At 69.7% G+C, this 25856-nt stretch carries 26 protein-coding genes; 25 read left to right on the top strand and 1 reads right to left on the bottom strand.

The genetic code is table 11. From position 1 onward, the window contains the following. The first annotated feature begins 147 nt into the window (after positions 1-147). The 3 genes from LNW73_RS34600 (at position 148) to LNW73_RS34610 (ending at position 2425) form a co-directional block, all read left to right on the top strand. The gene (locus LNW73_RS34600; protein WP_250993142.1) at positions 148-1080 is read left to right on the top strand and encodes a hypothetical protein; all 933 of its coding nucleotides are present in this window, start codon (positions 148-150) and stop codon (positions 1078-1080) included. A gap of 110 nt (positions 1081-1190) precedes the next feature. Further along, the gene (locus LNW73_RS36545) at positions 1191-1472 is read left to right on the top strand and encodes a hypothetical protein (protein ID WP_250993143.1); all 282 of its coding nucleotides are present in this window, start codon (positions 1191-1193) and stop codon (positions 1470-1472) included. Continuing rightward, entirely contained in the window at positions 1469-2425 is a 957-nt protein-coding gene (locus LNW73_RS34610) for a conjugal transfer protein (RefSeq protein WP_250993144.1), read from the top strand. The genes LNW73_RS36545 and LNW73_RS34610 overlap by 4 nt, the downstream gene beginning before the upstream one ends. Here LNW73_RS34610 and LNW73_RS34615 read toward each other — a convergent pair. Then, on the bottom strand, positions 2415-2618 hold the full coding sequence (locus LNW73_RS34615) for a hypothetical protein (protein WP_250993145.1): 204 nt from the start codon (positions 2616-2618) through the stop codon (positions 2415-2417). The two genes, LNW73_RS34610 and LNW73_RS34615, sit on opposite strands and share 11 nt — an antisense overlap. On the opposite strand from LNW73_RS34615, the gene LNW73_RS34620 reads away from it, so the two are divergent. The 22 genes from LNW73_RS34620 to LNW73_RS34725 all read left to right on the top strand — a co-directional run bounded on the left by LNW73_RS34620 (position 2613) and on the right by LNW73_RS34725 (position 25847). After that, complete coding sequence (locus LNW73_RS34620; protein WP_250993146.1) at positions 2613-2945, top strand: hypothetical protein; 333 nt, start codon at positions 2613-2615, stop codon at positions 2943-2945. The genes LNW73_RS34615 and LNW73_RS34620 overlap by 6 nt on opposite strands. Continuing rightward, entirely contained in the window at positions 2942-3538 is a 597-nt protein-coding gene (locus tag LNW73_RS34625) for a conjugal transfer protein (RefSeq protein ID WP_250993147.1), read from the top strand. The genes LNW73_RS34620 and LNW73_RS34625 overlap by 4 nt, the downstream gene beginning before the upstream one ends. Positions 3539-3579: 41 nt before the next feature. Beyond that, entirely contained in the window at positions 3580-4302 is a 723-nt protein-coding gene (locus LNW73_RS34630; RefSeq protein WP_250993148.1) for a hypothetical protein, read from the top strand. After that, positions 4233-6146 carry an ATP-binding protein gene (locus tag LNW73_RS34635; RefSeq protein ID WP_250993149.1) on the top strand — a complete coding sequence of 638 codons (1914 nt, stop codon included), beginning with the start codon at positions 4233-4235 and terminating at the stop codon, positions 6144-6146. Before LNW73_RS34630 ends, LNW73_RS34635 begins: the two co-directional genes overlap by 70 nt. A 34-nt stretch (positions 6147-6180) precedes the next feature. Beyond that, positions 6181-8760 carry a hypothetical protein gene (locus tag LNW73_RS34640; RefSeq protein WP_285393894.1) on the top strand — a complete coding sequence of 860 codons (2580 nt, stop codon included), beginning with the start codon at positions 6181-6183 and terminating at the stop codon, positions 8758-8760. A 118-nt stretch (positions 8761-8878) separates the two neighbouring features. Further along, positions 8879-9556: a hypothetical protein gene (locus LNW73_RS34645; protein WP_250993150.1), complete on the top strand. Its 678-nt coding sequence runs from the start codon at positions 8879-8881 to the stop codon at positions 9554-9556. Positions 9557-9569: 13 nt separating this feature from the next. Beyond that, on the top strand, positions 9570-10628 hold the full coding sequence (locus LNW73_RS34650) for a bifunctional lytic transglycosylase/C40 family peptidase (RefSeq protein ID WP_250993151.1): 1059 nt from the start codon (positions 9570-9572) through the stop codon (positions 10626-10628). Between the two features lie 223 nt (positions 10629-10851). After that, entirely contained in the window at positions 10852-11370 is a 519-nt protein-coding gene (locus LNW73_RS34655; RefSeq protein WP_250993152.1) for a hypothetical protein, read from the top strand. Positions 11371-11395: 25 nt separating this feature from the next. Next, positions 11396-12043, top strand: a complete 648-nt coding sequence (locus LNW73_RS34660; RefSeq protein ID WP_250993153.1) for a hypothetical protein — start codon at positions 11396-11398, stop codon at positions 12041-12043. Further along, positions 11932-13821, top strand: a complete 1890-nt coding sequence (locus tag LNW73_RS34665) for a type IV secretory system conjugative DNA transfer family protein (RefSeq protein ID WP_250993154.1) — start codon at positions 11932-11934, stop codon at positions 13819-13821. The genes LNW73_RS34660 and LNW73_RS34665 overlap by 112 nt, the downstream gene beginning before the upstream one ends. A 5-nt stretch (positions 13822-13826) precedes the next feature. Then, positions 13827-14834, top strand: a complete 1008-nt coding sequence (locus LNW73_RS34670; RefSeq protein ID WP_250993155.1) for a replication-relaxation family protein — start codon at positions 13827-13829, stop codon at positions 14832-14834. Positions 14835-14889: 55 nt separating this feature from the next. Further along, positions 14890-16206, top strand: a complete 1317-nt coding sequence (locus LNW73_RS34675; protein WP_250993156.1) for a ParB N-terminal domain-containing protein — start codon at positions 14890-14892, stop codon at positions 16204-16206. Then, on the top strand, positions 16203-17309 hold the full coding sequence (locus LNW73_RS34680; RefSeq protein ID WP_250993157.1) for a DUF4417 domain-containing protein: 1107 nt from the start codon (positions 16203-16205) through the stop codon (positions 17307-17309). The genes LNW73_RS34675 and LNW73_RS34680 overlap by 4 nt, the downstream gene beginning before the upstream one ends. A 65-nt stretch (positions 17310-17374) precedes the next feature. Then, on the top strand, positions 17375-17785 hold the full coding sequence (locus tag LNW73_RS34685; protein ID WP_250993158.1) for a hypothetical protein: 411 nt from the start codon (positions 17375-17377) through the stop codon (positions 17783-17785). Next, a complete protein-coding gene (locus LNW73_RS34690) occupies positions 17785-18078 on the top strand; it encodes a hypothetical protein (protein ID WP_250993159.1) in 294 nt (97 codons plus the stop codon). The genes LNW73_RS34685 and LNW73_RS34690 overlap by 1 nt, the downstream gene beginning before the upstream one ends. A 172-nt stretch (positions 18079-18250) precedes the next feature. Next, positions 18251-20506, top strand: coding sequence for a hypothetical protein (locus tag LNW73_RS34695; RefSeq protein ID WP_250993160.1), 2256 nt, complete (start codon positions 18251-18253; stop codon positions 20504-20506). Beyond that, positions 20506-22767 carry a hypothetical protein gene (locus tag LNW73_RS34700; RefSeq protein ID WP_250993161.1) on the top strand — a complete coding sequence of 754 codons (2262 nt, stop codon included), beginning with the start codon at positions 20506-20508 and terminating at the stop codon, positions 22765-22767. Before LNW73_RS34695 ends, LNW73_RS34700 begins: the two co-directional genes overlap by 1 nt. A gap of 53 nt (positions 22768-22820) precedes the next feature. Further along, positions 22821-23285, top strand: a complete 465-nt coding sequence (locus tag LNW73_RS34705; RefSeq protein ID WP_250993162.1) for a hypothetical protein — start codon at positions 22821-22823, stop codon at positions 23283-23285. 119 nt (positions 23286-23404) lie between these two features. Beyond that, the gene (locus LNW73_RS34710) at positions 23405-23968 is read left to right on the top strand and encodes a helix-turn-helix domain-containing protein (RefSeq protein ID WP_250993163.1); all 564 of its coding nucleotides are present in this window, start codon (positions 23405-23407) and stop codon (positions 23966-23968) included. After that, positions 23965-24390 (top strand): hypothetical protein, encoded by a 426-nt coding sequence (locus LNW73_RS34715; RefSeq protein WP_250993164.1) that lies wholly within the window; start codon positions 23965-23967, stop codon positions 24388-24390. The genes LNW73_RS34710 and LNW73_RS34715 overlap by 4 nt, the downstream gene beginning before the upstream one ends. 335 nt (positions 24391-24725) lie before the next feature. Continuing rightward, a complete protein-coding gene (locus tag LNW73_RS34720; RefSeq protein WP_250993165.1) occupies positions 24726-25226 on the top strand; it encodes a hypothetical protein in 501 nt (166 codons plus the stop codon). A gap of 108 nt (positions 25227-25334) precedes the next feature. After that, positions 25335-25847, top strand: coding sequence for a hypothetical protein (locus LNW73_RS34725; RefSeq protein ID WP_250993166.1), 513 nt, complete (start codon positions 25335-25337; stop codon positions 25845-25847). The last annotated feature ends 9 nt before the right edge of the window (positions 25848-25856 follow it).

Below are 25856 nucleotides of genomic sequence, written 5' to 3' on the forward strand. Positions count from 1 at the left end.
ACCCCCTTGTCCGGCCGCACCGCACCGCACCTTCCCCGCGAATCCCCTGGACCGCACCACGCGGCGAAGGCGAACAGACCGCGGACAAGGGGGGTGCGAAGAGCGTGAGCGACATCAGCCAGATGACGCGAAAGGACGGACACGGACGTGGCCACCAAGACCCGCACCGCCTCTGCCACCGGTTCCTCCGGGTCCGGGTACGGCGCCCTCCAGCGCATGAACGACGACTGGCAGGTGCTGGGCCGCGACCCGCGCGCTGCCCGACACATCGTCCGCTGGGCGCAGGAAGACATCGAGTTCGCCGACGTTCGCACCCCCCAGGACGTCGTGAGCCGACTGGCCTCGCTGTTTCGCCGCGGTGACTGGGCGGGGCACGACCTCGCTCTGACCGCGCTGCTGCGCCGGGCGTCCGGGGACGACTTCGACGGCCAGCTGGCCTGGCGGATCGCCGTGCGGATCCTCATGCCCAAGGCGATCTTGCTGGCGAAGTCTCAGATGCGGGACGGCGTCGAGTGGGACGTCGTGTTCTCCACCGTGCTCAGCGCCCTGTTCGAGGTCGTGCGCACCTACCCGCTCGACCGCCGGCCCCGTCGGATCTTTGTGAACCTCTCCATGGACACGCTGATGCTGGCCCAGAAGACGCTGGCGGACGACTACGACGACCGGCGTGAGCTCCGCAAGATCGCCCGGTCGCTGGAGCCGCTCGCCGGCGACCCGCAGGTGGCGCTGCTCCAGACCGAGACTCCCGACCCCTACCTCCAGGTCGAGCTCGCCGACCTCCTGGCCCGGGCTGCGGAACTCGAGCTGGTGAGCCACGACGAGCCGGAGCTGTCGGAGGGCGAATCCCGCACCGACCTGATCGCGCTGATCATCTGGGCGGTCGAGATCAAGGCGCTGAAGGTCTCCGAAGCCCGGCAGATCACCCAGTACTACCTCAGCTCGTCCCTCGACCCTGACCAGCCGATCCGCACCACACGCGCCATGGGAGCCGACGGCGCTCGCCTCAGGCAGCGCGCCAGCCGCGCCGTGCGGCCCCTGCGTCATGCCGACCTCGGCGCCTACCTCGCGGCAGCCGCCTGATCTTTCCGATCGGCGCCGTCACACCGCGGGTCCGATCGACACCTCTATTGGCGATCCCCGCTCAGGACCTCTTCCACCCCATCCCCCGCACCGAGACCGGGAGTACCACTGTGTCCACTTCCTTCGCCGGCCCCCACGGCCCCACCGGGCCGCTCCTCGACGACGACGAAACCCGTGTTGCCCGGGCGCGACGCCAGCTGACCCAGCTGGGGACCGCCCTGGTCCGCGATCCGCTCGACCGGCGGGTCCACCAGGCGCTGCGCACGTACATGGATCACGACTCCGAGGCCGCCCTTCTGTCCTGGGAGGCAATGCTGCAGCGCACCCCCGAAGAACTGCGCGAGCGGATCCGCGCCGTCATCACCGCTCACGCCGAGCGGAAGGCGTCGTGAAGCTCCGGCGCCGTCGCACGACGGCCGACGAGACCTGGGACGACGTCCCGGAGACCGAGCCGGAGCAGGAGCTGGCGGCGGACGACGAAGAGACCGGTTGGCAGACCAGCGTCGCCGGGCTGTCCGGGGCTGCCCGGCTGGCACGGATCGGCGCCTGGGTGCTGATCGCCTCGGGCCCGCTGCTGGGCATCGCCGCGTTCCTCGGTTCCTCCGGACCGGCACAAGGCGCGCCCGTCACGGCTCCCATCGTGCAGGCGGCGTCCGACACCGGCCCCAGCGGATTCGCGCAGCTGTACGTGGCTGCCTACCTGGAGGCGGGCCAGGGTTCCGAGAGTGTGCTGAGCCCGTACTTCTCCGGGTCGGTCACCTTGACCAACACCCCCGGAACGCGCAGCGCCACGCGAACCGTCGCGGTGAGCAGCCACGAGGTCCAGGCCGGCTACTGGACGGTGACCGTGGCCGCCCGGGTGGCGCAGAAGACCGCCAAGGGCTCCTACGTCGATGCCGGCCTGCAGTACTACCAGGTCCCCGTGCAGGTCCTGGGCCCCGCGTCCGCGGGCGGAAACAAGCGAAGTGACGAGGCGACGCTCGGCTACACGGCGACGTCGCTGCCGGCCCAGGTCGCCGCGCCGGCGTCGCTGACCGCCAGCGCCCTGGGCTACGGCACCAACCGAGGAAGCAATCCAGCCGACCCGGCCACCCAGACCATCACCGGATTCCTCAGTGCCTACCTCGCCGGCAAGGGCGGGCTGGACCGCTACACCTCCCCCGGCGTCTCCCTGCAGCCCGTCACCCCGCGCCGTACTCCGGCATCGAAATCACCGATGTCGCCGACGACTCGGCCAACGCCAGCAGCACGACGGTTCCCAGCGACGGAGCCGTTCGCCAGGCGCTGGCCACGGTCAACGCCAAGGACAGCTCCGGCGCGACCTATCCCCTCACCTACGCGCTGACGCTGCGCTCGCGCGGCGGCCGCTGGGAGGTCGCCTCCCTCGGCGCCGCCCCGGTGCTCCAGAGCGGGAGCAGTCCGTCGCTGGTCGCTCCCTCCCCTGACTCCGACAGCACGGACAGCACCGACGCCCCGTCGTCCTCGCCGTCGCCGTCGGCCTCCTGATCCCACGAGAACGAGAGAGAAGAACCATGCACACCACCACCGATCCGAACACCGTCCTGCTGGCGGGCGACATCCTCACCTGGGCCACGACCAAGACGAACCAGGTCGGCACCCTCGTCAAGCTCGTCGCCGGCGTCGGCGTCATCGTCGCGATCTTCGGCGCCTACTGGAAGACCAAGTCCTGGGTGGCCACCGTCGTCGCCTTCCTCCTGGGCGCGCTGGTGCTGTGGGGCATAGCCAACATGCCGTCCCTGCAGACCAAGGTCGGCTCCGAGGTCAACAGCGCACCCCAGCCGAAGCACGTTCAGGTCGCACCCCGCGAGGTGCCGGCGGCCGTTGACGGCGGGCACGTGCTGTGAGCGCCGACGAGGAGCAGCTGATCGGGCATTCCTACACCCGGGCGCGCAAGCACCCGCTGGTGATCGGGAAACTGCCCGGCGCCGGGCGTCTGCCCGGCGGCCCGTACACGATCACCCAGATCGTGACGATGGTCGCCACGTTCCTGCTCCTGGTCATCACCCGGCAGCTGTGGGCGCACTTCGGCGTCATGGACGCCCTGGTCATGATCGCGTTGCCGTGGGGTCTGGCATGGGTTCTGCGCTACGCCCGCATGGACGGCCGCGACCCCGCCCGGGCACTGCGCAGCCTCCTGGTCTACGCCTCCACCCCGGCTGACGGCCGGCTTTCGGGCCGGCCCCAGCACCACAGCCGGCCCCGGCTGGCCGGCACCACCTGCACCGTCCACGTGCGGACCGCGCTGCCGGCGAAGCCCGCCACGGTCGCGATTCCGGTCCGCTCGGCCGCGCCGGCGACACCCGTACGGCGCCCCGTCCGACCGGCTCCCCTCCCCCAGCCCGCTCCGGCCGCGGTCGTCCCCGCGGCCGGGGCCCGGCCCCGGCCGGCGGCCAGGTCCGGCCTGCAGGCCCTGCTCGCCTCGCTCGACGAGCGCTGAGCACCCCTTCGAACTGCACCATCTACCGCGTAAGGATCGTCATGCGTCTTCCCATCCGGCACATCAGCGGCCACCTTCTCTGGACCAAGCACGCTGCCGTGTGGGGCGTATGGAAGGTGGACAGCGAGAACTACACCCACGCCAGTCGGGCCACCAAGCGTGAGCGGCTCGACGCGCTCGAGGCCCTCTTCAAGTCCCTGCGCGGCGAGGTCCTGCTGCTGTCGCTGTGCCCGCAGGTCGACGCGGCATCCGTGGTCACGCGGATGACGTCGGGGGTGGACCTCGACAAGTCCCCGGAGTACATCGACCTGTCCTTGAAGGTCCTCGACCAGCTCGAGGACTGGGAGCTGAGCGGGCGGGTGGACTTCATCGCGGTGCCGCTGCCGAACGTCGACTTCAAGCAGTCGGCCAAGGCGGTGCTCTCCTCCGCCCAGGGGGAACTGCTGTCCACGCTCGGTATGCCGGTACCGCCGGTGAGCGTCGCCGAGGAGGAGTCCCGGTTCGGCCAGGCCGACGGCTCACGGCGTCCTGGCCCACCGGGATCAAGCTGCGGCCGGCCACCGAGGCCGAGATCCTGTGGATCTACGGGCACAGCGCCCGGCGCGGGGTCAGCGAACCGCTGCTTCCCGAGGAGGGCGCACCGCGCTCCCTGCGCGGCCGCGGGCACACCGTCACCGCGCACACCCAGGTCATCTTGGATGAGGGCGGCCGCGGTGACCGGACGTCCAAGGCGCCCACCAACCCCTTCCGGCGCCGCTACCTGAAGGCGACCAGCGAGCACGGCGACAGCTACCAGGCGTTCTGCGTGCTGTCCGAGATGCCGGAGAGCTTCATCTTCCCGGGCAGCGAGTACCTGAGTGCTCTCGATGACTTCGGTTTCCCTGTCGACTGGGCGGTCCGGCTGCACATCGAGGCGGGGTCCAAGGCCGAGCCGCGCTCGCGCCGGCAGCAGCGGGAGCTCGCGCATCAGCGCGGCGAGTACGAGGGCGAGACCGCCGGCGTCCCTGCGTCTTTGGACAAGGCGTCCTTCGCGTTGGACGAGTACCGCGACCGTCTGACCGCCTCGTCGACCGAGGTGGAGATACGGGCGACGGTCATGACCTGCGTGTGGGGCAGTGACGCGGACGAGGCCAACGAGAAGGCCGCGAGTCTGGCGGGTCACTTCGGTGGCAACGACTACACGTTGGTGCGGCCCGTCGGAGACCAGGCCGCGCTGTTCCACGCCATGCTCCCGGGGACCTCGACCCCCAAGCCCGTCATGGACTACACCCAGTTCCTCCTCGCCCGTGATTTCGCGATGGCCTTGCCGTTCTGCGGCGCGGCCCTGGGCGACGACACCGGAAGCCTGTACGGGCTGCAGCTCAACGGCGGCGGCGTGCGGCCGGTACTGGTGGACTTCAGCCACGGCCCGCGTGTCAATGCGTCCGCATCTGCAGCGTTCGTCGGCGAGCTCGGGTCCGGCAAGAGCGTGGCGATGAAGTCGGCGATGCACTCGATCCTGGCCACCGGCCACCGCGAGGGCACCATGGGCAGCCGGGGTCGGGCGCTGGTCATCGACCGTACCCCGCAGCAGGAGTGGAGCCGCTTCGCCGAAGCGTGCCCGGGAGCCACCCAGATCATCCGGGTCGACGAGACGGCCGGCATCTCGCTGGACCCCCTGCGGGTCTTCCGCGGCCCGCGGGCCGCGAGGTACTGCGAAAGCTTCCTGACCCCGCTACTGGACATCGGCTCGATGAGCGTCGAGGGCGTCACGCTGTCCGAGGCCATCGAAGCCACCCGGCTCGCACCGAACCCGAGCATGAACGCCCTGATCGAGACGCTCAACCGACGTGCCAAGACGCCCGACCCGGACGAGCCCAACGACGCCGCGGTGCGCGCCTCCGCCTCCGAGCTGGTGCGCACCCTGCGCGCGCTGGCCAAGAAGGACCTGGGGCGGGTCATCTTCGACCCGACGCTTCCGGTCGTGCAGATCACCGATGCCGATTCGATTGTGTTCGCGGTGGACCGGATCGGTCTGCCGACCAAGGAGGAGCTGGCCGAACACCGCCTGAGCAGCCTGGAGATCGAGAAGAAATTCGGCTGGCGCCTGATGTACCTGATCACCGCGCTCTGCCGTGAGGTGGCCTTCTCCAACCCGAGCGAATTCTGCGGAGTGTTCCTGGACGAGTGCTGGTGGCTCACCAGTTCCGCGGAGGGCTCCAACCTCCTCCTGGAGCTCATCGCGGACGGCCGCAAGCACTTTGCCGGGGCGTTCGCCGGCTCTCATGACCCTTACGACATCGGGCCGAAGAGCGAGATCGGCGACAAGATCCGTGCCCTGCTCTCGCACGTCTTTGTGTTCCGGCACCGCGGAAAGGCCCTGGCAGGCCGGTGCCTTGAGTTCCTCGACCTGGACCCGGCCGACCCCCAGATGCTCAAGGTCATCACCGAGAACCTCTCCCCGATCAACGTCTCCGACAACGAACGCCTGCTGCGCGCCGGCGAGTGCCTGTACCGCGACCTGCGCAAGCGGATCGGCGGCATGAAGGTGCTCATCCCCGCGGACGAGCGCGCGGCCGACGCCATCCACACCACCCGGGCGGCAAGGACGTCGAGACCGACGAGCTGATGGACACGGTCCCGATGCTCGAGAAGAGCACGGTATGAGTGCCCGCCGCGCCTCCTCGCGCCGCCCGAAGGTCAGCAGCCGGCGCATCTGGCTGATCGCCGTTCCGTTCGCGATATTCCTCGCGCTGTTCGCGGCGCTGGCCTGGGCGGACCCGGTGCCGACTCCGTCGCCCGGTCCCGCCCCCACCGCCCCCGGCTCGACCCCCACGACGAAGCCGACTCCATCGCCGAAGCCCGACGACAAGCCGAAGCCGGCGGAGCCCAAGCCGGGGCTGATACCCGCACCGCCGGACCCGGAGGGCAAGCCGGTCGACGACCTGAGCAAGACGCCGACCGACGGCACGGACGGCCTGTTGCAGCCCTTCAACGTCAAGGACCAGTACGGCGTCCCGATCAGCGCCTACACCGTCAGCGCGGACAGCGGCGGATGGACCGACATCGACTTGAAAATCTGGAACATCCTGGCGCAGCTGTTCTTCGGCGTGGCCAAGTGGTTCATCGGGTTCGCGTGCTGGTTGATCCGGTGGGCGCTGGACTTCGGGCTTGCCAAAATCCTGGTCGGGCCGGTCGACCACATCGCCACGACGATCCGCGACCAGGTGATCAACAGGCTGGGCCTGCCCGGACTGTTCCTGCTGTTCGCGGGGGTCTACGCGGGCTGGCACATCATGTTCAAGCAGCGCTCACGCGGCTTCGCCGAGGCCGGCGTCTCACTGGTCGTCGCGGCGATCGCAACCACGGTGCTGCTCTCCCCGGCCCAGGTACTGCTCGGCACCCAGGGCCAGCCCAGCCCGGGCGGCTCGACGATGCTGCTGTCCCAGGACGGCCTGCTCGGCAAGGCCAAAGACCTGTCCCTGCAGATCTCCAGCCTGGTGCTGTCCGACGACCCGAGCCACACCCAGGCCCAGACCGAGAACGTCAGCAAGCCCATCACCGACGCGTTGGTCGACGCCTTCATCGTCAAGCCCACCCAGCTGATGCTGTACGGGCAGGTCTTCGACGGAAAGTGCGGCGAAGCCTTCGCCAAGGCCAAGCTCGTTCAATACAACTGGAGCCAGAAGGGCCTGAACTTCTGGGAGGCCACCCGCGTCAATCCCGAAGGGCAGAGCTACGCCGACCAGCTCTCGACGGCCGGCGAGACCTTCACCGCGGCGTGCAAGGGCAAGAACACCGAACCGCACGCCAAGAAGGCATCCGCCGACCTGGCGTTCAGCGCGGCGTTCGTCGCCCTGGCCGCGATCATCGTCTCGGTCCTGATCGTCCTGGTCACCGGCGGCTTCCTGACCGCGCAGGGCTGGATCGCGTTCGAGGGCATCCGCGGGCACTGGGCGCTGTGCGCCGGCATCCTGCCAGGTGGCGGCCGCTCCGTCCTGTGGCGGTGGGTCGCGGCGATCACCAAGGCCGTCCTAGCAGTCGTCCTGTCGATCCTCTTCCTAGCGATCTTCATTCTGATCATCATCGCGCTGGTCCGGGCCGAGACGGGGAGCATCCTGGCGGTGAAGTTCATCGCGATCGACATCACAGCGATCGCCGGGCTTGCCGGCCACAAGAAGATCAAGGAGACCGCCCGCCAGATCTCCGTCAACTTGAATCGCCGTCTGGCCAACGCCCGGGTCGGCGGCTCCCGCCAGAGCGTCTTCAACACCCCAGGCCGGTACGCCGAGACCGCCCCCGGCCTGAAGCAGGTCTGGGGTGAGGCTCGCGGGGAAGCGCGGAAGATCTCCCAGCCTCTGGGCAAGGCCGGCCGCACCGCACGACAGTTGTGGTCCGGACCGCCGAAGGGCGGCAAGAAGGGCGGGCGGGTCCGGGCCGCCGCGAAGCTGGCGACGAACGTTGCCGCCGCTGTCGGTACCGGCGGCACGGCAACGGCGGCCAAGGTCGCGGCGCAGAACGTGGCCAAGCAGACCCTCAAGAAGCGCCTGGCCACGGCCGCGACCAACAAGATGAGCCAGTCACGCGGCGGCCGGGCCACCATGGCCACCGGCAAGGTAGCCGCCGCTGCGGGCAAGTACGGGTGGAAGGCCACGAAGTTCACCGCGCTGGCCACGGTCGGCGCGCCGGTCGGCATCCCCCGTGGCGTCGCTGCGACCAAGCGCGGCGCAGCCTCGGCCATGTCCCGGGCGGAGCAGGTCAAGGGCCAGCTCACCGCGGTCAAAGACCGAACCACCGCCCGCGTCGACAAGAAGGTCGACGGGGCCAAGGCCTTCAGCTCCGAGTACAAGCGCAACGTCGCCACCGCGGGCAAGTTCGTCGGCCGGCACGGCGCGAACATCCAGCTCGGCCTGGCGCAGCCGACCGCGCCGCCGAAGCCGACCGCGCCGACCGGTCCCCGGGCGGCGGCTACCGCGCCTCGGGTCCCCGGCACTGCCCCGCGCCCGGGCTCGACCCCACCAAAGGCCGCACCTTCTCCCAAGGCCGCGCCGAAGGCGCCGGCGAAAGCGCCGGCGAAGGTCACGCCGACGGTGACGGTCACCAAGGCGACCGGCGGCGGTCCGGCTGCGGTGCCGGCCGCACCCGGGAACAGCGGTTCGCCCGCGACGCCGAGCCCGAGTGCAGGGCCCCGGCACATCCGGCGGGCCACCCGGCCCGCGGGACCGCCCCGCCCGAAGCCCTGATCCCCGCGGTTGAGGGCCGCCCACCGCCCTGCGGCCCTCAACCGGTCCCGCCCTTCTCTCCTTCCTCTTCGCGCGCTGCCCGCGCGCTCACCTCGACCCACCTGACGGGGGTGCCCCCTTGCCGCACAACGACCGCCAGCGACGTCCCCGCACCGCGGGCACCGTGGCTCTGCTCGCCGCCTCAGCGCTCCTGGCCTGCATCGGCATCACGCTCCTCGCCCACGGAACCTCCAACGGCGGGAGCGCCGCCGCCCCCGCGCCGGTAAACCCGGCTCCCTCCACCAACGCGCCGACGCGGACCGTCACGACACCTGCCCCGAGCGGAAAAGGCGCTCCCACCCCTTCGGCGAGCGTGAGCGGTGCGGCAACAGCCACGGCAAGCACGACGCCGGTGCCGGACGTCATCGACGACGCGTCCCGCAGGTTCGTCCTTGCCTGGACCGGCCACGACGCCCGGCCCGGCAAGGACCACTCGTACGACGACGCCGCCCGCCGCGCCACCGTGTACACCAGCCACGACCTGGCCGAGCAGCTGTCGACCTCGTCCGCCGGAACAGCTCGTCAGTGGAAGGCGTGGACCGAGGCCAAGGCCCGTGTCACTGCGGAGATCACCCGCCTCGCCGTGCCCGACGGAGCTCCCGCGCCGACAGCCGACACCGCGTGGATCCGCGTGCGGTACCGGCTGACCGTCACCCCTGCCATCGGCCGGCCAAGTGCCACCGACGAACAGGTCGCCCTCAAGCTCCAGCGCGACCAGGCCGGCTCCTGGCTCGTCACCGCGCTGCCCAACGCGTGAGCAGGGGACGCAGATGAAACAGGTCATGTCGGCGTTGGGCTGCCTGGGCGCCCTCCTGCTGACCATCATCATTGCCGCCGTCATCGCGGTGGCCATGGCCATCGGTAGCGACAACACCAGTGACGGCATGGAGAACGCCGGCTTCGGTGGGGGAATCGCCGAGGGCGCTCCCGTTCCCGCCGAGGTGAGGTCGCTGATCCTCAGCAACATCGGCAAGTACGGATGCGCAGAGGTCACTCCCTCCCTCATCGCCGCCCAACTCTTCAGCGAGAGCGGCTTCGACCGGGACGCGCAGTCCAAGGACAAGAACGGCACCCCGATCGCCGACGGCATCGCCCAGTTCATCCCCGGCACGTGGGCCACCCAGGGTGTCGACGGCAACGGTGACGGCGTCAAGGACGTCTGGAACCCCCAAGACGCCATCCCTGCGGCCATCGCCTACGACTGCTACCTCGCCAAGCAGGTGACGAACGTGGGCGGCGACAAGACCGACAACATGCTCGCCGCCTACAACGCCGGCCCGTACGCGGTGCAGAAGGCCGGCGGCATCCCGCCCATCCCCGAGACCCGCGACTACGTCAAGAAGATCCGTGACCTGGCAGCGAAGTGGGCGGCCATCGACGACGGCGGAGGCGTCCCACTGCCGACCGGCTCCGGAGGCGCCGCGCAGGCGATCGCCACCGCCAAGACCGCGCTCGACACCATGTATCAGTACGGAGGCGACTGCAAGCCGCCCTTCGACCACGCACGCAACCGAGGCTGCGACTGCTCCAGCCTCATGCAGTACGCGTGGGCCTCGGCCGGGGTGAACCTCCCCCGCGTCACCACCGACCAGGTCCGGTCGGGCACCGCGGTCAAGGACGTCTCCCAGCTGGCCCCGGGCGACCTGGTGTTCACGCCCGGCTCCGATGGCAGCGCCTCCGCGCCCGGCCACGTCGGCATGTACATCGGAAACAGCCAGGTGATCGAGGCGCCGCGCACGGGTAAGCCGGTCCGCCTGACGCCCCTGTCGCAGTGGACCGGCTCCGCCGGGCCCATGAACACGATCGTCGCGATGCGGCACATCGGATAGCACCACGCGGGCCGGCGCCTCGGGGGCCGGCCCGCCTCCCGATCCGGACCGAGCGCGCCCTCCGCAAGAACTGGTCGGCGCGCTCGGTCACACCCGAGGCCTCTTCGGCACCTCTATGTGCATCCCGGGAAACCGACCCGGTCTTCAGCTGGAGCCAGCCCATGCCCGATGCCGACCGACCCCCTTCCCAGCTCAGCCTGCAGACCCGAAAGCGAGGTGTCCGATGACAACGAACGACGTGATCGACGGTCTCATCGGCGTCGCCGGCGACCTCCCCGAAATCGCCCAGAACACCGAGGACTGGGCGCTGGCCAACCTGTGGTGGGCCGCTTGCCTGGCCCTCCTGCTCGTCCTGGTGCTCAGCACGGTGCAGCGCCTGATGAGCCGCTCGACGCTGCGCGACCGCCGGGCGTTCGAAGTCCTGCCCACCACCGGCTTCGACCCGGCTCTCGAAGACGTCCTGCGGTTCGCCAAGCAGATCGCCACGGCGCAGCGCAGCACCTCCCGTTGGGCGCTGCCGGCCCGCGGCACCGCGATGCGGGTGCGCCTGATGTCCGTCGGCGGACCGCTGACCCTGCAGATTGAGGGGCCGGCCCGGGCGACGACGGTGCTGCGGCACCAGGGCTACGCGCAGTGCGAGCTGCGCGCGGTCAACGGCGAGGAGAGCACGCCCTCCCGTCCCGAGATCCGTCTCGGAGTTTCCCCCCGCAACGACGCCGGCCCCGCAGCTGCGACGGCCTGACCACTTCAGGAAAGAGCCCACGATCATGACCGAGTCGTCCCCCCAGGCAGTGAACATGTCCAAGGAGGCGCCGCCCAGCAGCGAGCGCCGCCTGTTCGTGGCGCGCGCCGAGTTGGCGCTTGCGCTGCCGGACCATCTGGCCCTGCGCGACGTCCCGCTCAAGCCGGACCCGCTCGAAGCCCTCGCTGCGGCCGTCGCGGACGTCCGCGAGTCCCTCCAGGAGCGGGCCGACGTCGTCCTGGACCTCATCCCGATCGCTCCGAGTAAGGTCGCCCGCAAGCGCAACCGGCTGCTGGCCGCCGCCCGACGGGCCCCGCACGACATGCCGGCCATTCCCGGCATGCCCCGCCAGAGTGGAATGGGAGCGGGATTCAGCCTCGACCGGCTGTCCTCGATCGGCGCGGAGATCGCCTCCGAGATGCGCGGCGGCGGCGCCCAGCGTCCCCAGCAGCGCCCCCACCGGCCGCAGCGGATGCTCAACGGAACCGACATGAAGGCGGCCATGGGGAAGTTCGCCCCGGGCGCCGATCCCGTCTTCGACCTGCAGCTGCTGATCCGCACGTGCTCCACCGACCCGCACCGACCGCGCTGTTGCTCGACCAGATCCTCGCCGCGCTGGAGGGCTGGGCCGGCGACAACCATCTGCGACCGGTGGGCCTCAACCTGGGCCTGACCCGGCTTCGTGCCGACTCCATGCTGTACCGCCAGGGCTTCGACCACCGTTTCGAGACTGGCACGTTCGCGCCGCGGCGGCACGGCTGGGTCACCGGCGAGGAGATCGCCGGCCTGCTCAAGCCGCCGACCAAGCACAACGCGGCCGCCAACATCGTCCGCTCCGGCGGTGTGGTCCCCCCGCCGCACCAGGGCCTGCCGTCCTGGACCGGCCAGCCCGATCTGCTGCCGCTGGGCTGGGTGTCCAAGCCCGGTGGCGGGGAGCGGCTCGCCGGCGTCCCTCTGCGCTACCTGCTCTTCGCGCTGTTCCTCGGCAAGGCGGGCTACGGCAAAACGGAGATGAGCTTGGTCCAGGCGATCGCCCTCGCGCACAACGGGCACGGCGTGCTCTTCCTGGACCCGCACGGGGACGGCTGGCAGCGCGCTCGTCCGTACCTGGCGCACCGCGAACTCGCGCCGCGCATATGGGAGATCGACCTCACGTCGCCGGAGCTCGGGGCGATGGTCGCCTCGTGGAATCCGCTCTCGATGGTGAACCGCCGCGAGGACGACATTCCCGACATCGTTCAGTACATTGTCACGGGTTTTTCCAGCGCCCTGAACTGGTCCGACTCGGCCGGTCGTGCCAAGACCATCCTCACCGTCTCCGTGGAGAGCCTGGTCGAGCTGTCGTGGCTGCTGTCGAAGGCGGGCCGGCCGGATCTGGCCCCGACGATTTTTCAGATCCGCACGATCCTGACTGACGAGGTCTGGCGCGACAGCGTGGTGCCGTACCTGTCGAAGAACCTGCGGGATTTCTGGGAGAAGACCTACAAGAAGTACCCGGCCGAAGCGACACCGGTGGTCACCAACATCATTGAGCGGCTCGACAGCAGCAACGCGGTGAAGGCGTTCTTGGGCTCCTCGCTGTCCACCTACGACATCCGCACCGCGATGGACGAGGGCAAGGTGGTCTTCATCTGCCCGTCGGGCACCGGTGACACCGACCGGATCGTGTCGTGCTTGTTGATCTACGACCTGTTCCGGGCCGGCCTCTCCCGCCGGGACATGCCGGTGGCCGACCGTAAGGACTTCTACTGCTTCATCGACGAGCTCACCGCGGTCGACGGCGCGTCGAAGGGGACCCTGGCCGCCATCGCCGAGCAGCTGCGGAAGTTCCGGGTCAAGCTGTTGGCGATGACGCAGATGGCGCAGCGTCTGACGCCGACGACCCGCCAGGGCCTGCTGCAGAACCTCTCCGTGTTGTCCACGACGGCCAGTGACATCGACGAAGCCCTGCTGGTGACCCGCCGGTGGGGCAAGAAGGTTGATCCGGACACGATCACCGCGCTGCGGCCGTACAACTACGTGATGTCGGTGACGCTGAAGGACGGCCGTACCGACCCGTTCCGCGTGCGCGGCGCCAGCGTGGAGGAGCTGTACGCGGACTACCACCGGCCCGATGACCTCCCGAAGCTCTCGAAGTCGGTCGACAAGAACCTCCACCGGCGCCCGGTGCGAGAGATCCTCGACGACCTTCGCAAGCTCGACAAGCGCATCACCCGCGCACTGGCCTCCATTCCGGTGCCGCCCCCGGACGATGACGACGAGCAGGACGACAACACGCCCAGCAGCACGCCGGATGCTGCCGACGCCGGAAGCGCGCCCGCCCAGGCAGGCGGCGCCCGCGTCAGCCACGACCCCGGCAGCGTCGTCAGCGGTCCTGCCGACGAGGAAGAACCCGATGAGGATCAGGACCCCGGCGACGACGGTTCCACGCCTGGTTCGAGGCTCGGATGACAACCATGATCGAGACCCCCGAACTGGCACCGGTGCAGCGCACCAGCTTCCACGCCCTGGCCACCGACGTGCTCCACGTTCTCTACCAGCACCGCGTCATGTCCACCGACCAGTTGCAGAGGCTGCTGATCCCGGCGGCGCTGGATGCCACGTACCTGCGCCGGCAGCTGCGCCTGCTCCACGCCGCGGGGCTGGTCGAACGCATCTGGGCCAACTACCAGCCGCGATCCGTGGAGGTGGCTTCCGACAGGAGGCGGCGTCCCAACAAGATGCCGTACCTGTGGTTCCTGACCGATGAGGGCGCGGAGTCGGTGGAGCAGGGCGCCGAGCTTCAGCCGCGCCCTTACCGGGTCACGCTTGAGTCGGTAGCCGGCGCCCGCCAGTTGCACACCCTGGCGGTCAACGAGACCGGGCTCGCCTTCGCCCGGCACGCCGCCCGGTTGGGACACGAGTGCGGGCCGCTGGACTGGATGCCGGAGGTTGCCCACCGCATCCGTGACGGGCAGCGCCGGTTCGAGGACGACCATGTCATCACGGACGCGGTCGTGAACTACGTGCATGTCCGGCGCGGGCAACGGACGATGCTGACCCTATTCGTCGAGCTCGACCGCGCGACGATGACCACCGCGAGACTGGCAGCCAAGGTGGCGGCGTACGGCCGCCTGCACGAGTACGTCCCCCAGCATCCCGACCGGGCTCGCCGGTCGGCAGCCTCCACCCGCCCGGCATGGCAGTACACCTACCCCGTCTTCCCCAGGCTCCTGGTGGTCCTCGACGGGAAGCCTTCGCCCTCGCTGGGTTCCCGGCTCGCCGCGCGAACCGAGGACCTCTACACCCTGACCCGGGCGGATCCCCGGCTGGCCCGCCTGGCCGGGCGGCTGTCGATCGGCGTGACGACGCTCCAGCTGCTGCGGGAGCGCGGACCGTTCGAGCCGATCTTCACGCCCTTGCTGAGGGGGACACCGGAAAACCGGCCGCCCCTGACCGACCTCTATCTCAAGACCGCTCAGTGAACGGGCGCGGCCCGCCGCGCCGCGCCCGCCCACTCGCACGAAGGACACCCAGTTCATGAGCATCGCCACGGTGGAAGAAGCGCCGCCCCCCGGCGGCAACATGATCCAGCTCGCCGAGATCTTGCAGCGGAGCACCAAGCTGCGGCTGCGCCGCTTCGAGATGCTGCCGATGCGTGGCCCGGGCAGTCCCTTCACCGAGCCCCAGGGCCGCAAGCCGGGTGATGCCACCGCGCCGGAGGAGCTGTCCGACCTGATCTCCTCTATGTCGGTTGTCGGCATGCTGGAGCCCGTGCTGGCGGAGGAGATCACCGTTGCCGGCCTCGCACCGACGATTCGCCTGGTTACCGGCGAGCGGCGGCTGCGCGCCATGCGCTGGGGCTCCCAACACCTGCCGGACAACCCGCACTTCGCGGCCCTGGCCGCCGTTATCTGCCCCGGCCCGTTGTCCGATGAAGAACGGCACATGTGGAGGTTCGTCGAGAATTTCGCCCGCGAGCCGCTGCGTCCGGGCGAGCAGGCCGCCGCGCTGATGTACCAGCGGTGCGCCGTTCTGGTCGGCAAGCTGCTGCGGGCGGGCAAGCCCGTGCCCGGCAACGTGTACGCGATCACGGACTCCGTCGAGCGGTTCAAGGCGCTGGAGAAGATCCGTGGAACGGACCAGACGTGCGCGGCGCCCTGGTCGGAGGTCCTGGGCCGGCTCGGACTACAGCTGACCGAACGCAAGGCCACCGAGCTGGTGCGCGCCTTCCGCGAACTGCCGCGCGATCTCACCGAGGAGATGGACGAGGAGGCGATCCGCCTCAACACCCGGATCCGCTTCGCCGCCCTGCGCCGCGGCCGGGAAGCGGCTGCGTCGGACATCTGGGCCGCCCTCAAGGGCAGCAGCCGGCTGCATCTGCTGCCCAGTGCCGTGGACATCGGCCTGGCGACCCCCGAGCTGGACTCGGAGGAAGTGATCGACGCGGCCGAGGAACGGCTGGAGCGCGCGAACGCGAACCGGCGGGCGAAGCTCAGCCGGGTCCCCGAGCCGGGTCAGACCTCGGAGGAGGCAGCAGACGAGGAGCTCACGGACGAGACCGTCCTGGACAGCAGCCCGGGCGACGGACCACCCGCGGGCCAGCAGACTGCAGCCGCCTCCGCGCCGGGTGACGGCCGGGACCAGACACCTACCCAGCCCCCCGCTGCCCCGGAGATCGACGCCCAACTTGTCCGCACCGCGCTGGACGGCCTGCGGGCCCTGCTCGCCGAGCTGCGCGCGGGCCGCCAGGTCGGCCGGTACGACCGCGGATCCCTCGGCCTGGCCCTCGGCGAACTCGAGCAGCGCCTCAACACCGACACCACCCGAACCCAAGAGAGTGAGACCGCCGCATGACCGCCATCTCCCTGCCCCTGCCCCGTGTCGGCCTTCCCCTGCCCGGCCGCGGCTGCGACTGCAACAGCTGTGCCTTCTGGGCCGGCCCGGACGGGCGCGGCGGCCCCGCGACCGTTGAACCCCTGTGCTCGGGGACGAACTCCGACTGCTCGTACTGCGGATGCGCTGCCACCGAGGCCGGCTCCTCCAGCGGCGCGTGCGGAGGATGCCCGATCCGGTGCGGGAGCCGTACCGACATCGCCACCTGGATGGGGGACGTCGGCGGCACACTCACCTTCGACGACATCGCCATCGACGGCGTCATGCCCCAACTACCTGCCTTCATCCCGATGACCGACGGGTCGGCCGTCACCCAGCTGGACGCCAGCTTGCGCTGGCCGGCCTACGGTGTCGGCCTGCGCCGTGTCTTCTCTCCGGACACCCACTCCATCTACCCGCGGTTCGCCGGCAAGCAGGCCCGCGACGCTCTCGCCCTGGGGAAAGGGCAGAAGGCCGTCCTGGTCGGCTACGGAGAAGACCCGCTCGTCGAGGCGTTCTGGACCTATCGCAAGCGCGACGGCCTGGTCGAGGAGATCGCCTCCCAGGGCTGGGACCTCGTACTGAGCCCGAACTACTCGATCTACGGCAACTGGCCGCGTACCGAGCACCTGCTGAACATGCGCAGGTGCCTGCTGATCGCCCAGGAGTTCGCCGACGCGGGCGTGGCCGCGGTGCCGAACATCTACTGGTTCAGGTTGGAGGACCTCAGGCGGTACACCGAGTGGATCGAGGATGCCCCGCCGCCGGCGATCGCCGTGAACGTGCAGACCGTCCGGGAGAACTCGAACTGGGACTCGTGGGCCCTGCCGGGCCTGTACTGGCTCGCTGAGAACCTGCCTGCCGACATGCCGGTCATCCTCACCGGGCTGTCCCGCATCGACCGGATCGCCCAGGTCGTGGCGTTGTTCGGCTCCCGGCTGACTCTGCTCAGCCAGAATCCGCACCAGTACGCGCTCCACGGCGCGGTCATGACCGCCAACGGCCGGCAGGACGTACACGCCCGTCCCGCCGACGCCTTCGCCTCCACGGTGCAGTTCATGGCCTCGCTGCTGCCGGGGCGCTGACAACGGTCACACGAAGGCCGGGATCGACACCTCTATATGTCGAACCCCGAAAAGGAGCCTTCACCATGTCGACACCCACCCCAACACAGCCGGAGTCCGGAACGCCCCAGACGCGTCCGGCTCCGGCTGCCACCACCTGGCAGCTGTGGATCCTCACGGTCTGGCACCCCGCCCTGGGCATCGCTGTAGACCCCGTCGCCGTTCTCGCCCTGGACAGCGCGGACGGCGCAGATCCGGCACAGCACACCCTGTGGGTCCCCCTCGTCTACGACGTGGCCGACCCCTGGCGCGAGCGCTTGGCCGAGGGCGTGACGCCTGAGCGGATCGCCCGCTGGGAGGAAGAGGCCGGCGTGTGCCAGATCGCCCCGGCCGAGATCCCTCCCGAAGCCCTGGACCTGCGCCATGCCGCCGACCTCGTCCTGGACGAACTCCTGGCGGAAGTCATCCCGGCCCTGCCACCGCGGGCCGGTGCGTGATGGGCACCAACAGCAAGAGCAGCCACGCCTCCTACGCCATCGCGCCCAGCGACGCCCCGCAGACCGTCGAGGGCGCCGAACAGCCGCCCGTCGCGGCAACTGAGCCGGAGCTCAGCGACGAACTCGTCATCGCGAAGACCGACCTGATGGTGGCGATGGACAACCTGGAGACCATCGCGGCCGGAGGCGACTACCCCTCGGCGGCGAGGACTTCCTCCCCGACGACCCGGTCGAGCGGTACGACATTTTCGCCGAGCAGATCCAGTCCGCGCGGGAAGCCATCGAGAAGATGAAGGCCGAGGGCGCCTCGGACGAGGAGATCCAGGCTCAGCTCGACGCTCTGCGCGCCCAGTCCCTGGACTACCTCAACGGGCTCACCCCGAGGAACTGCAGCAGATTGCCGCGGCCAAGGGCTTCGAGCACCCGGCCCTCGTCGGCCTCTCCGGCAAGGGCCAGCATGCGCTCGTGCACTGGCTCGACCCGTACTACGGCGACGACATCCCCTCCAAACAGAAGATCCAAGCCGCCGCGACGAATCGGTACGACCAGCTCGTCGCCGGACAGTCCGTCGGCGGTATGACCCTGGCCGACTTGCAGCAGATCGAGGGCACAGCCGGCGCGGCCACCAGCGCACCGGACGCGGCCAGCCTCTCCACGGGCCCGGAGGGAACCTGGAACGCGACGGTCGCGCAGGTCGACGCTGCCGAGGCCGCGTGGACCCAGGCCGGGCAGGAGGTCGCCTACTCCAAGGGCTGGCTCGACAGCGAGAAGCTGCAGAACCTCCTGACCGCAGAAGAGCAGATCCTCACCGCCCACTGCCCTGACAAGCCCGACCTGGACGTCCTCCAGTCCCACATCAAGGTGTGGACCGAGGACCCCCTCGCGGTGGCCAAAATCGGCCCGAGCACCGTGCTCCCCCTGGTCAAGAACGCGCTGGACTCCGGGGAGATGTCCCTCACGGAGGCAGAGCACCTCAAGCCCAGGGAACTCGTGGCCCTGATGCGCGCCGGCACCCCGGACGTCGAGAAGGAAGCGCTGAAGGCGACCGCGCAGGGCCGCAAGGACCAGCTGGCCGCGCTCGACACTGCACTGTCGGTGCACCAAGAGGGCAAACAGGACGTCCACACCGAGCTGACCTTGCCCGACCTCGCCGGCAACCCCGAAGGTGCAGCCCAGGTTGCCGCCTGGGCGCAGAGCACCGGTGAGCTCCACGGCCTCCAGCAGGAGGCGCAGGGGTGGATCCACGAGACCCTCCAGTCGTCGAGCGACATCGGGTTCGGCAACCCGGCGCTTCTCACGTCGCACACGGTCGACCCGAAGACGCTGACGACGGAGTTCAATACGTGGGCCAAGGGCCAGAAAGTCGCTGACCTGCGAGACGTCGCCGCCCAGTTGGGCATGCCCGACTCCGACAAGGCCACCCGGGCCCACGTGCAGAGCTACATCGCCGCCAGTTTCAACCCGGCTCTGGACAAGGACGAGATCAACGCCAAGGTCCAGGCCGCGGCGGCGAAGAAGGCCGCGGCAGCGGCCACCCCTTCCCCGGCCCTGGCATCCGACGAGGCCGTCGCCGCCCTCAAGAGCAAGCTCTCCGGCAGCACTCCGACGGCGCCCTCTGCTACTCCCGGCGGCGGGCTGACCCAGGAGAGCAAGGTCGCGGCCGCGATCAAGATGGGTGCCAGCCCTGCGCAGGCACAGAAACTCGCCCAGGCAAGCCCGGCGGCGCCCTCGGCCAAGCCCATTCCGAAGGCGCCGAAGAAGCCGGCCGCGCCCGGCTCGTTCAACGCGAAGGTCCAGGCCCTGGTCGCCGACCTCCAGCAGGTCAAGGCGACCGCGCAAGACGTCCCTGCCCGTATCGAGTCCGACGTCGTCAGCTCCTGGAGTTTCGGCAGCGGGAAGCCGGCGAACCTCGGGGGCACCTACAGCAAGACACTGCACAGCGCCCCGGACGGGTCCAGCTGGCTCTTCAAGGCTGACCACAACGGTGGAGTGATCGCCCACTCCGAGGCCGCCGCCTCCCATGCCCTGTCGCTGGGCGGCGTCCCTGCGGTTCCGGTGTACGTCAAGAACGTCGACGGCAAGGTCGGCAGCGTCCAGCCGATGCTGAAGGGCGCCTCGCACTTCGCCGCCGACCCGCACAGCTGGACCCAGTCCGAGGTCGACTCCATCGTGCGCTCGCACGTCGGCTCGTGGCTCATCGGCGACCACGACGGACATCAAGCGAACGTCCTGCGCACCGCCTCGGGCGGCCTCGTGCACATCGACCGCGGCCAGGCCTTCAAGCACTACGGCCAGGACAAACTCTCCCTGGGCTACGCCCCTTCCGGCGGAGGATCCTACGACCCGGTTCACCAGAAGCTGTACTCCGCGGCGCTGGGCGGCAGCCTCGCCAACGGCGTCAAGGTCAACCCTGCCGTGGCCCACCCGATCATCAAGAATTTCGAGGCCGTTCCGGACTCGCAGTGGCGCTCGATGCTGCACTCCACCGCGTACGAGGGGGCAAAGGCCGGCAGCGGGGTCCACTGGGCCCCCGCCATGCGCAAGGCCGCGGCGAAGAAGCACGGCATCCCGGCCGCGAAGGTCAGCCACGAGCAGGTCGCCGAGGCGTTCTTGGACCACGCCGTCGAGCGCAAGCAGAACTTGAGGTCGGCGTTCGCCGACTTCTTCGTCAAGGATCTGAAGATGCCGCAGGCGGCATCCCTGAAGCATGGGGCTAAGTGATGGGAACGAACTCCAAGAGCAGCCATGAGTCGTACGCCGTCGCCCCCACGGCGCCGACGGAGGCTCCGAGCGCGCCGGCGAATTTGGCGGTGCAGGCAGCCGACCCGACGCTGTCGGACGCCGAGCTGTGGAACATGCTGCAGAACGCACCCCCGGCGGTCATGCCGGAGCCGGCCGAGGAGACTCCCCTGCACGAGCAGGGCGGAGTGTGGACGAAGGACGGCGAATCGCTCCTCGGCGCCGAAGGCGCGGGCGGCGCAATGACCGGCCCCCCGCTGCCCGAAGAAGAGGAGGACCAGGAGAGCGCGCCCGACGCCTCCGCTGTGGAGGCGGAGGTCAACGAGCAGGCCACCATCACGCAGTCGCCCGAAGAGGATCCGGCGCAGCCCGAGGCGGAGACCGGTGAGGGAGCCCCGGGCGGCGTAGCTGCCGAGGTCGAGGAGATTGAGGAGGAGCCGGAGGAAGTCGATCCGCCGCTGACCCCTGTCCCCGAGGCGCCGCCGGTCGGCGTGGCGGTCGGCACTCCGATCCTGGTCGGCGGCGAGGACTTCCTGAACTCGCAGGCTGCCCTCGTCGCGTACGCGTCGCCCGACGGGCCCAGAGAGGTCCTGCTCGCCCACGTCAGCGAGGACGCCGAGGGCAAGCTGCTCGATGCCTTGAGCGTGTCGGGGACCAAGATGGTCGACGTCCAGGTCGAGGAAGAGTCCAAGGAGCGCCTGGAGCTCGACAAGAAGGCGAAGCTGTCCGAACTGGTGACTGCGGCGACGACGTCGGTGCAGCACAAGCTCAAGGGCGGCGAACCGATGTCCGAGGCGTCGATCCAGAAGCACCAGAAGGCGCTGGACGCCGTCAACGCTGTCCTCGGCACGCCAGGTCTGTCGGACGACGAGAAGGCGATGGCCCAGTACTACCTGGACCAGGTCAACACAGTCGGCGAGAAGATCGAGAACGGTGGTGCGCCGATGGCGCACTTCCAGCCGCACGGTCACTTGGTCACCAAGATGGTGACCAAGCAGATACCCGCGCCGGCCGAGGACCCAGAGCCGGGGACACTGGCCGCGCAGCTCCGCAACGCCAGCCGCATCAAGGCCTCCCTCGATGCGCAGACCGGCGAGACGTCGTGGGACGGGAAGACGCGCAGCACGGCGAACGGCAAGGAGTACGCGATCGACCTCGGCGAAGGGTGGAGCGCGGTGTACCGGCCGTACGCGGCCAACGACCCGTCCAAGACCGAGTTCTCGATGCGCGGCCAGCTGGAAGTCCATGCCCCGGTCGGCGCCGGCCACGGCAAGGAGCTGGTGGACCGCCTGGAGCAGCTGCACCTGGTCAGCAAACCGATGACGGCGGCCGAGGGCGAGTGGACGTACCTGTCCAACAACATCACCGCTCAAGGCCTGGGCAACGCCACCGGTATGAAGAGCGCTCTCGACGAGGCCAAGGGGCTGGAGGACCTCCAGGTGCAGGAAATCGTCCATCAGCGGGCGGAGTCGCTGATCGGGCTCGGCGAAGACGAGCTTCACTACCAGGTCAAGCGCATCCAGCTGGAGGCCGCGACGGCCGTCCTGCCGAAGAAGGTGGCGGTGCTCCGGGAGGCGATGGCCAAGGTCTCCGGCTTCGACAGCGGTGACGCACTGGCCGCAAGCGCCGGGTACGACCCCACCCCGGCGACCTCCGGCGGCTGGCTGACCTGGTCGCGATTCGACGTGACCGGCCAGAGCGAAAAGATCAAAACGGCGTTCAAGGGGAAGTCCCTGACGCACAGTATCGGCAGCGGCGACATGGTCGCCCTGTTCGGAACCGGCGTGCTGGCCTCGACCGAAAAGCGCGCCGTGATGGGCATCGGCAGCGGCGTGGGCATGTCCGAGCACCAGGACAAAATCACCGGCGGGGCGAACAGCGTGTTCATCCGCGTCGCCAACACACCCAAGTCCGCCGGTGGCGGCCAGCTGATCTGGGACGACCCCTCGGTCCTGATGCGGCGGGCGGACTACTACGCCTACAACGGGGACAAGTACGGCGCCAGCCCGGACAAGAAGGCCGCCGCCGGCCTGACCCGAGACCCGATGAAGATCGCCACGCACGGGGCGTCGAACAACGAAGTCATGTTCCGCGACGGAATCGACCTGCTCGGGGCGGAGGCCCCCAGCCGCATCATGTGCCACCACGCACACCAGCGCACCGCGCTCCTGGAGTCCTTCAAGGCCCGGGGCATCACCCACCTGGGTGGAAAGCCCGTCGAGGATGTCGTCAAGACTTCCTGACCCCTGCACTCTTCCCGTCCCCCATCTGCAACATCAGCAAGGAGACTTCTCACATGAGCATCACCTGGCAGAATCGCTTCGCCGAACTGCTCGCCGGCAATCACGCCGCCACGGGCGACCCCGTCGACGCCGGCGCGCAGCTCGTCGTCGTGGACGCCGACGGCGCGGAGGTCTACCGGCAGGCGCTGGCCCGGCACCACCGCGCTGAGAGCCCCGATCAGCGCCTCATATGGATCCGGCCGCTGGTCGGAGGTTCCGAGTCCGCAGATCTCGGCTATGTGTTCAACCTCAACATGGCCCGTCGCCGGGCTCTGAACTGGACGGAGGGCCGCCTGGAGGAGAACGGCGACGTGGTCCTGCAGCTGGAGTCCGGCGAGACCGCCACGATTCAGCCGGCTGTTGGTGAACAGCTGGCCGAGCTGCAGCGATGGGACCGGTTCACCGATCGGCTCACCCGGCAGGAAGAGGCGGAACTTGAGCAGCTGGATGCCGATTCCTGGCACGGCCAGTTCTCATGACAACCGCCGTGGCCGGCCGTGCGCCGGCGTCTTGGCATGATGGGTCCGCGGCCGGCAACACGTCGGCCCTGGACCGCCGGCCGATTGGCCGGCCTACGGATGAGGCAGGAGGTGGCAGTATGCGCGCCGAGCGACGCGGCGTCAGTAACTTCGACGGCCGGCGCCTGGAGGAGGCCCGGTCCCGGCGGGGATGGACCCCGCGTGAGCTGGCCACCGAGGTCGGCGTCACGGTGACCGTTCTGGGTCAGTACGAGCAGGGGGAGCGCACCCCGGAGCTCAGTACGCTGGGGCGTCTGGCCGGGGCCCTCGGCTGTGCGACCGAGGATCTGCGGACGGCAGCGACCACGACGCTGCGGGATCTACGCGAGCGCGCCGGCGCCGGCCAGCAGGAGGCGGCCACGGCGGCCGGCCTGAAGCGCAGTGCCTACGCGATGCTCGAGCAGGGCCGGACCAAGACCCTGGACCCGCAGGTCGCGGGCGGCCTGGCCGCCCATTTCGGGATCGCGCCCGACGCCGTGGTGGCGGCCCACGCCGAAGCGGTCCTGGCCCGGGCCGAGGTGCCGGCTCCCCCGGTCCTGGAGGGTCTGCTCCTGGAGCGGCTGGCCGGCCACTTCGCCATGACGCCCGGGGAGCTGCTCGACCTGGCCCAGCAGCTGGTGGCCGAAGGGAGTGAACTCCGGTGACGACATTCCACCGTGGACACCCCCTGACCATCGCCCGCCACGAGGCCTTGAGCAGCCCGCTGCCGGCGGAAGAGCGGGATTCTCCGGTCGACACCCGGTGGCTTCGATCACGCGGCGGCCTGTTCGCGCAGGCGGCGCAGCGGCCGTTCGAGCTCACCTTCGACCTGGTCTGGTATGCCAAGCGCACGGGGCTGCCCTTCCATCCCCACTATGTGGCCCAGGTCTACCGGGGCGAGCCCGAGCAGCGTCTGGAGGTGCCGCTGATGGTGGTGAACCTGGCCCGGGTCCGCACCCGCGAGGCCGCTGACAAGGTCTTGGCCCACGAGAGCATGCATCTGCGGGTGCCGTCGTACGGTCACAAGCGGGAAGCCTTCGCGTGCGCGCAGGAGATTCTGAACGCCGTGGGTTCGATGGCGCCGTAGGCCGGCGCGTCCCCTGCCCCAGGCGTCGGCCACGGGGCAGGGGTTCCGCGTCCCTCGATCCGTGCTGACCGACCCCGCATATCAACGCGTGCGCGCCAAGTTCCGGCGGTGGCTCGGACTTCTCATATGCCTATTGCTTAACTCCATGACAATGCGTATAGTTCTTGTTGTGGGGCGGAGGTAGCGCCCCCAAGAACCACTCCGTAGGAGCCGCTTCGTGCGGCTCGCCCCTTCGGCCCCTTCCCCCGGGCGGAGGGGCCGCGAGGCCCGGATCAGGCTCAACCCCCCGGCCGGTCCGGGCCTCGCCCCTTCTTCGACAGCCACGAGGAGACGACGTGCACGCGATCACGGCCACCAATCTGGAAGCGATAGAGGAAGCAGCCCAGCGCGCCTCCCTCGGCCGCGCGAACGGATCGGACATCGGCGGCGACAGGACGCCTGACCCGTCGGTTCTGGGCGCGGGCTCCGAACGCGACGGCGTGGCCCGTGTGCTGCGCCACCGGCTCCGGCTGGACGAAGGCACAGCATTGAGCGTGTACGAGGACGCGAACCACCCGCTGTTCCCGGGTGCTCAGCTCTTCCGCGCCGCCCGCGTCCAGCTGTCGCACGGCCGCCGCAGCTACTTCTTCATCGCCGCCTACGAAGCGTGGGCCGCACGCCTGACGTTCAGCCTGATCGCCCCTTGCTACGCCTGCCAGTCACCGGTCCCGACCGTGGCCATCGACACCCTGGCGGACTTCGGCGACTGGCTCAACAGCTCCCGCGACCTGACCGAAGCCCCGCAGTTCCGCACCTCCCCCGTGCACCGGGGGAGCTGCCCCGTCCGCGACAACTGACCATTCCCGCCCGGCCCGGAGCTCCCGCTCCGGGCCAGACACCGAACCCCACTGTGGCGCCCCCGGCTCATCGAGCCGGGGGCGCCCTGCATGAACGGAGCACCGCACGTGACCAGCGCACCGCACACCGAGGACGACGTGATCGAGCTGATGGTTCGCGTCAGCTTCAGTGAGATCTGCTTCTACGAGACGTACAGGCCGTTCGAGATACCCCGCGACATCGCCCACGACGAAGCGCTGATACGGGAGTTCATCAGCGAGATCGACCCCGACGACTTCGCCGACGACACCGGTAACGAGAACTTCGAGTACTGCACGGAGCGGACCGTCGAGGAAGTCTCCGACATCCAGACCGCACGCACCCCGGCCATGCTCTGGCTCGACGACGGCGTCCTTCCCGAAGCGATCAACCGCTACCGCGAACGCGTACAGGGGCCGGATCACGTCTGGCTCGCCGACAGCGTCAAGCGACCGACCGGCCTGTGCCGCCACTGCAAAGGCCGGGTGCAGCTGCGCCGTGGAGCGCTCGCGGCGAAGCACTGCCCGCCGCTGAGCTTCGATCCCTGCTCAGGGGTCGGAGAACTGGTCAGCAACCGCGACGAGGTGGTGGCACGCGGCTGAGACCACGCC

Source organism: Streptomyces sp. RKAG337, from assembly GCF_023701715.1.
In the GTDB taxonomy this organism is placed as follows: domain Bacteria; phylum Actinomycetota; class Actinomycetes; order Streptomycetales; family Streptomycetaceae; genus Actinacidiphila.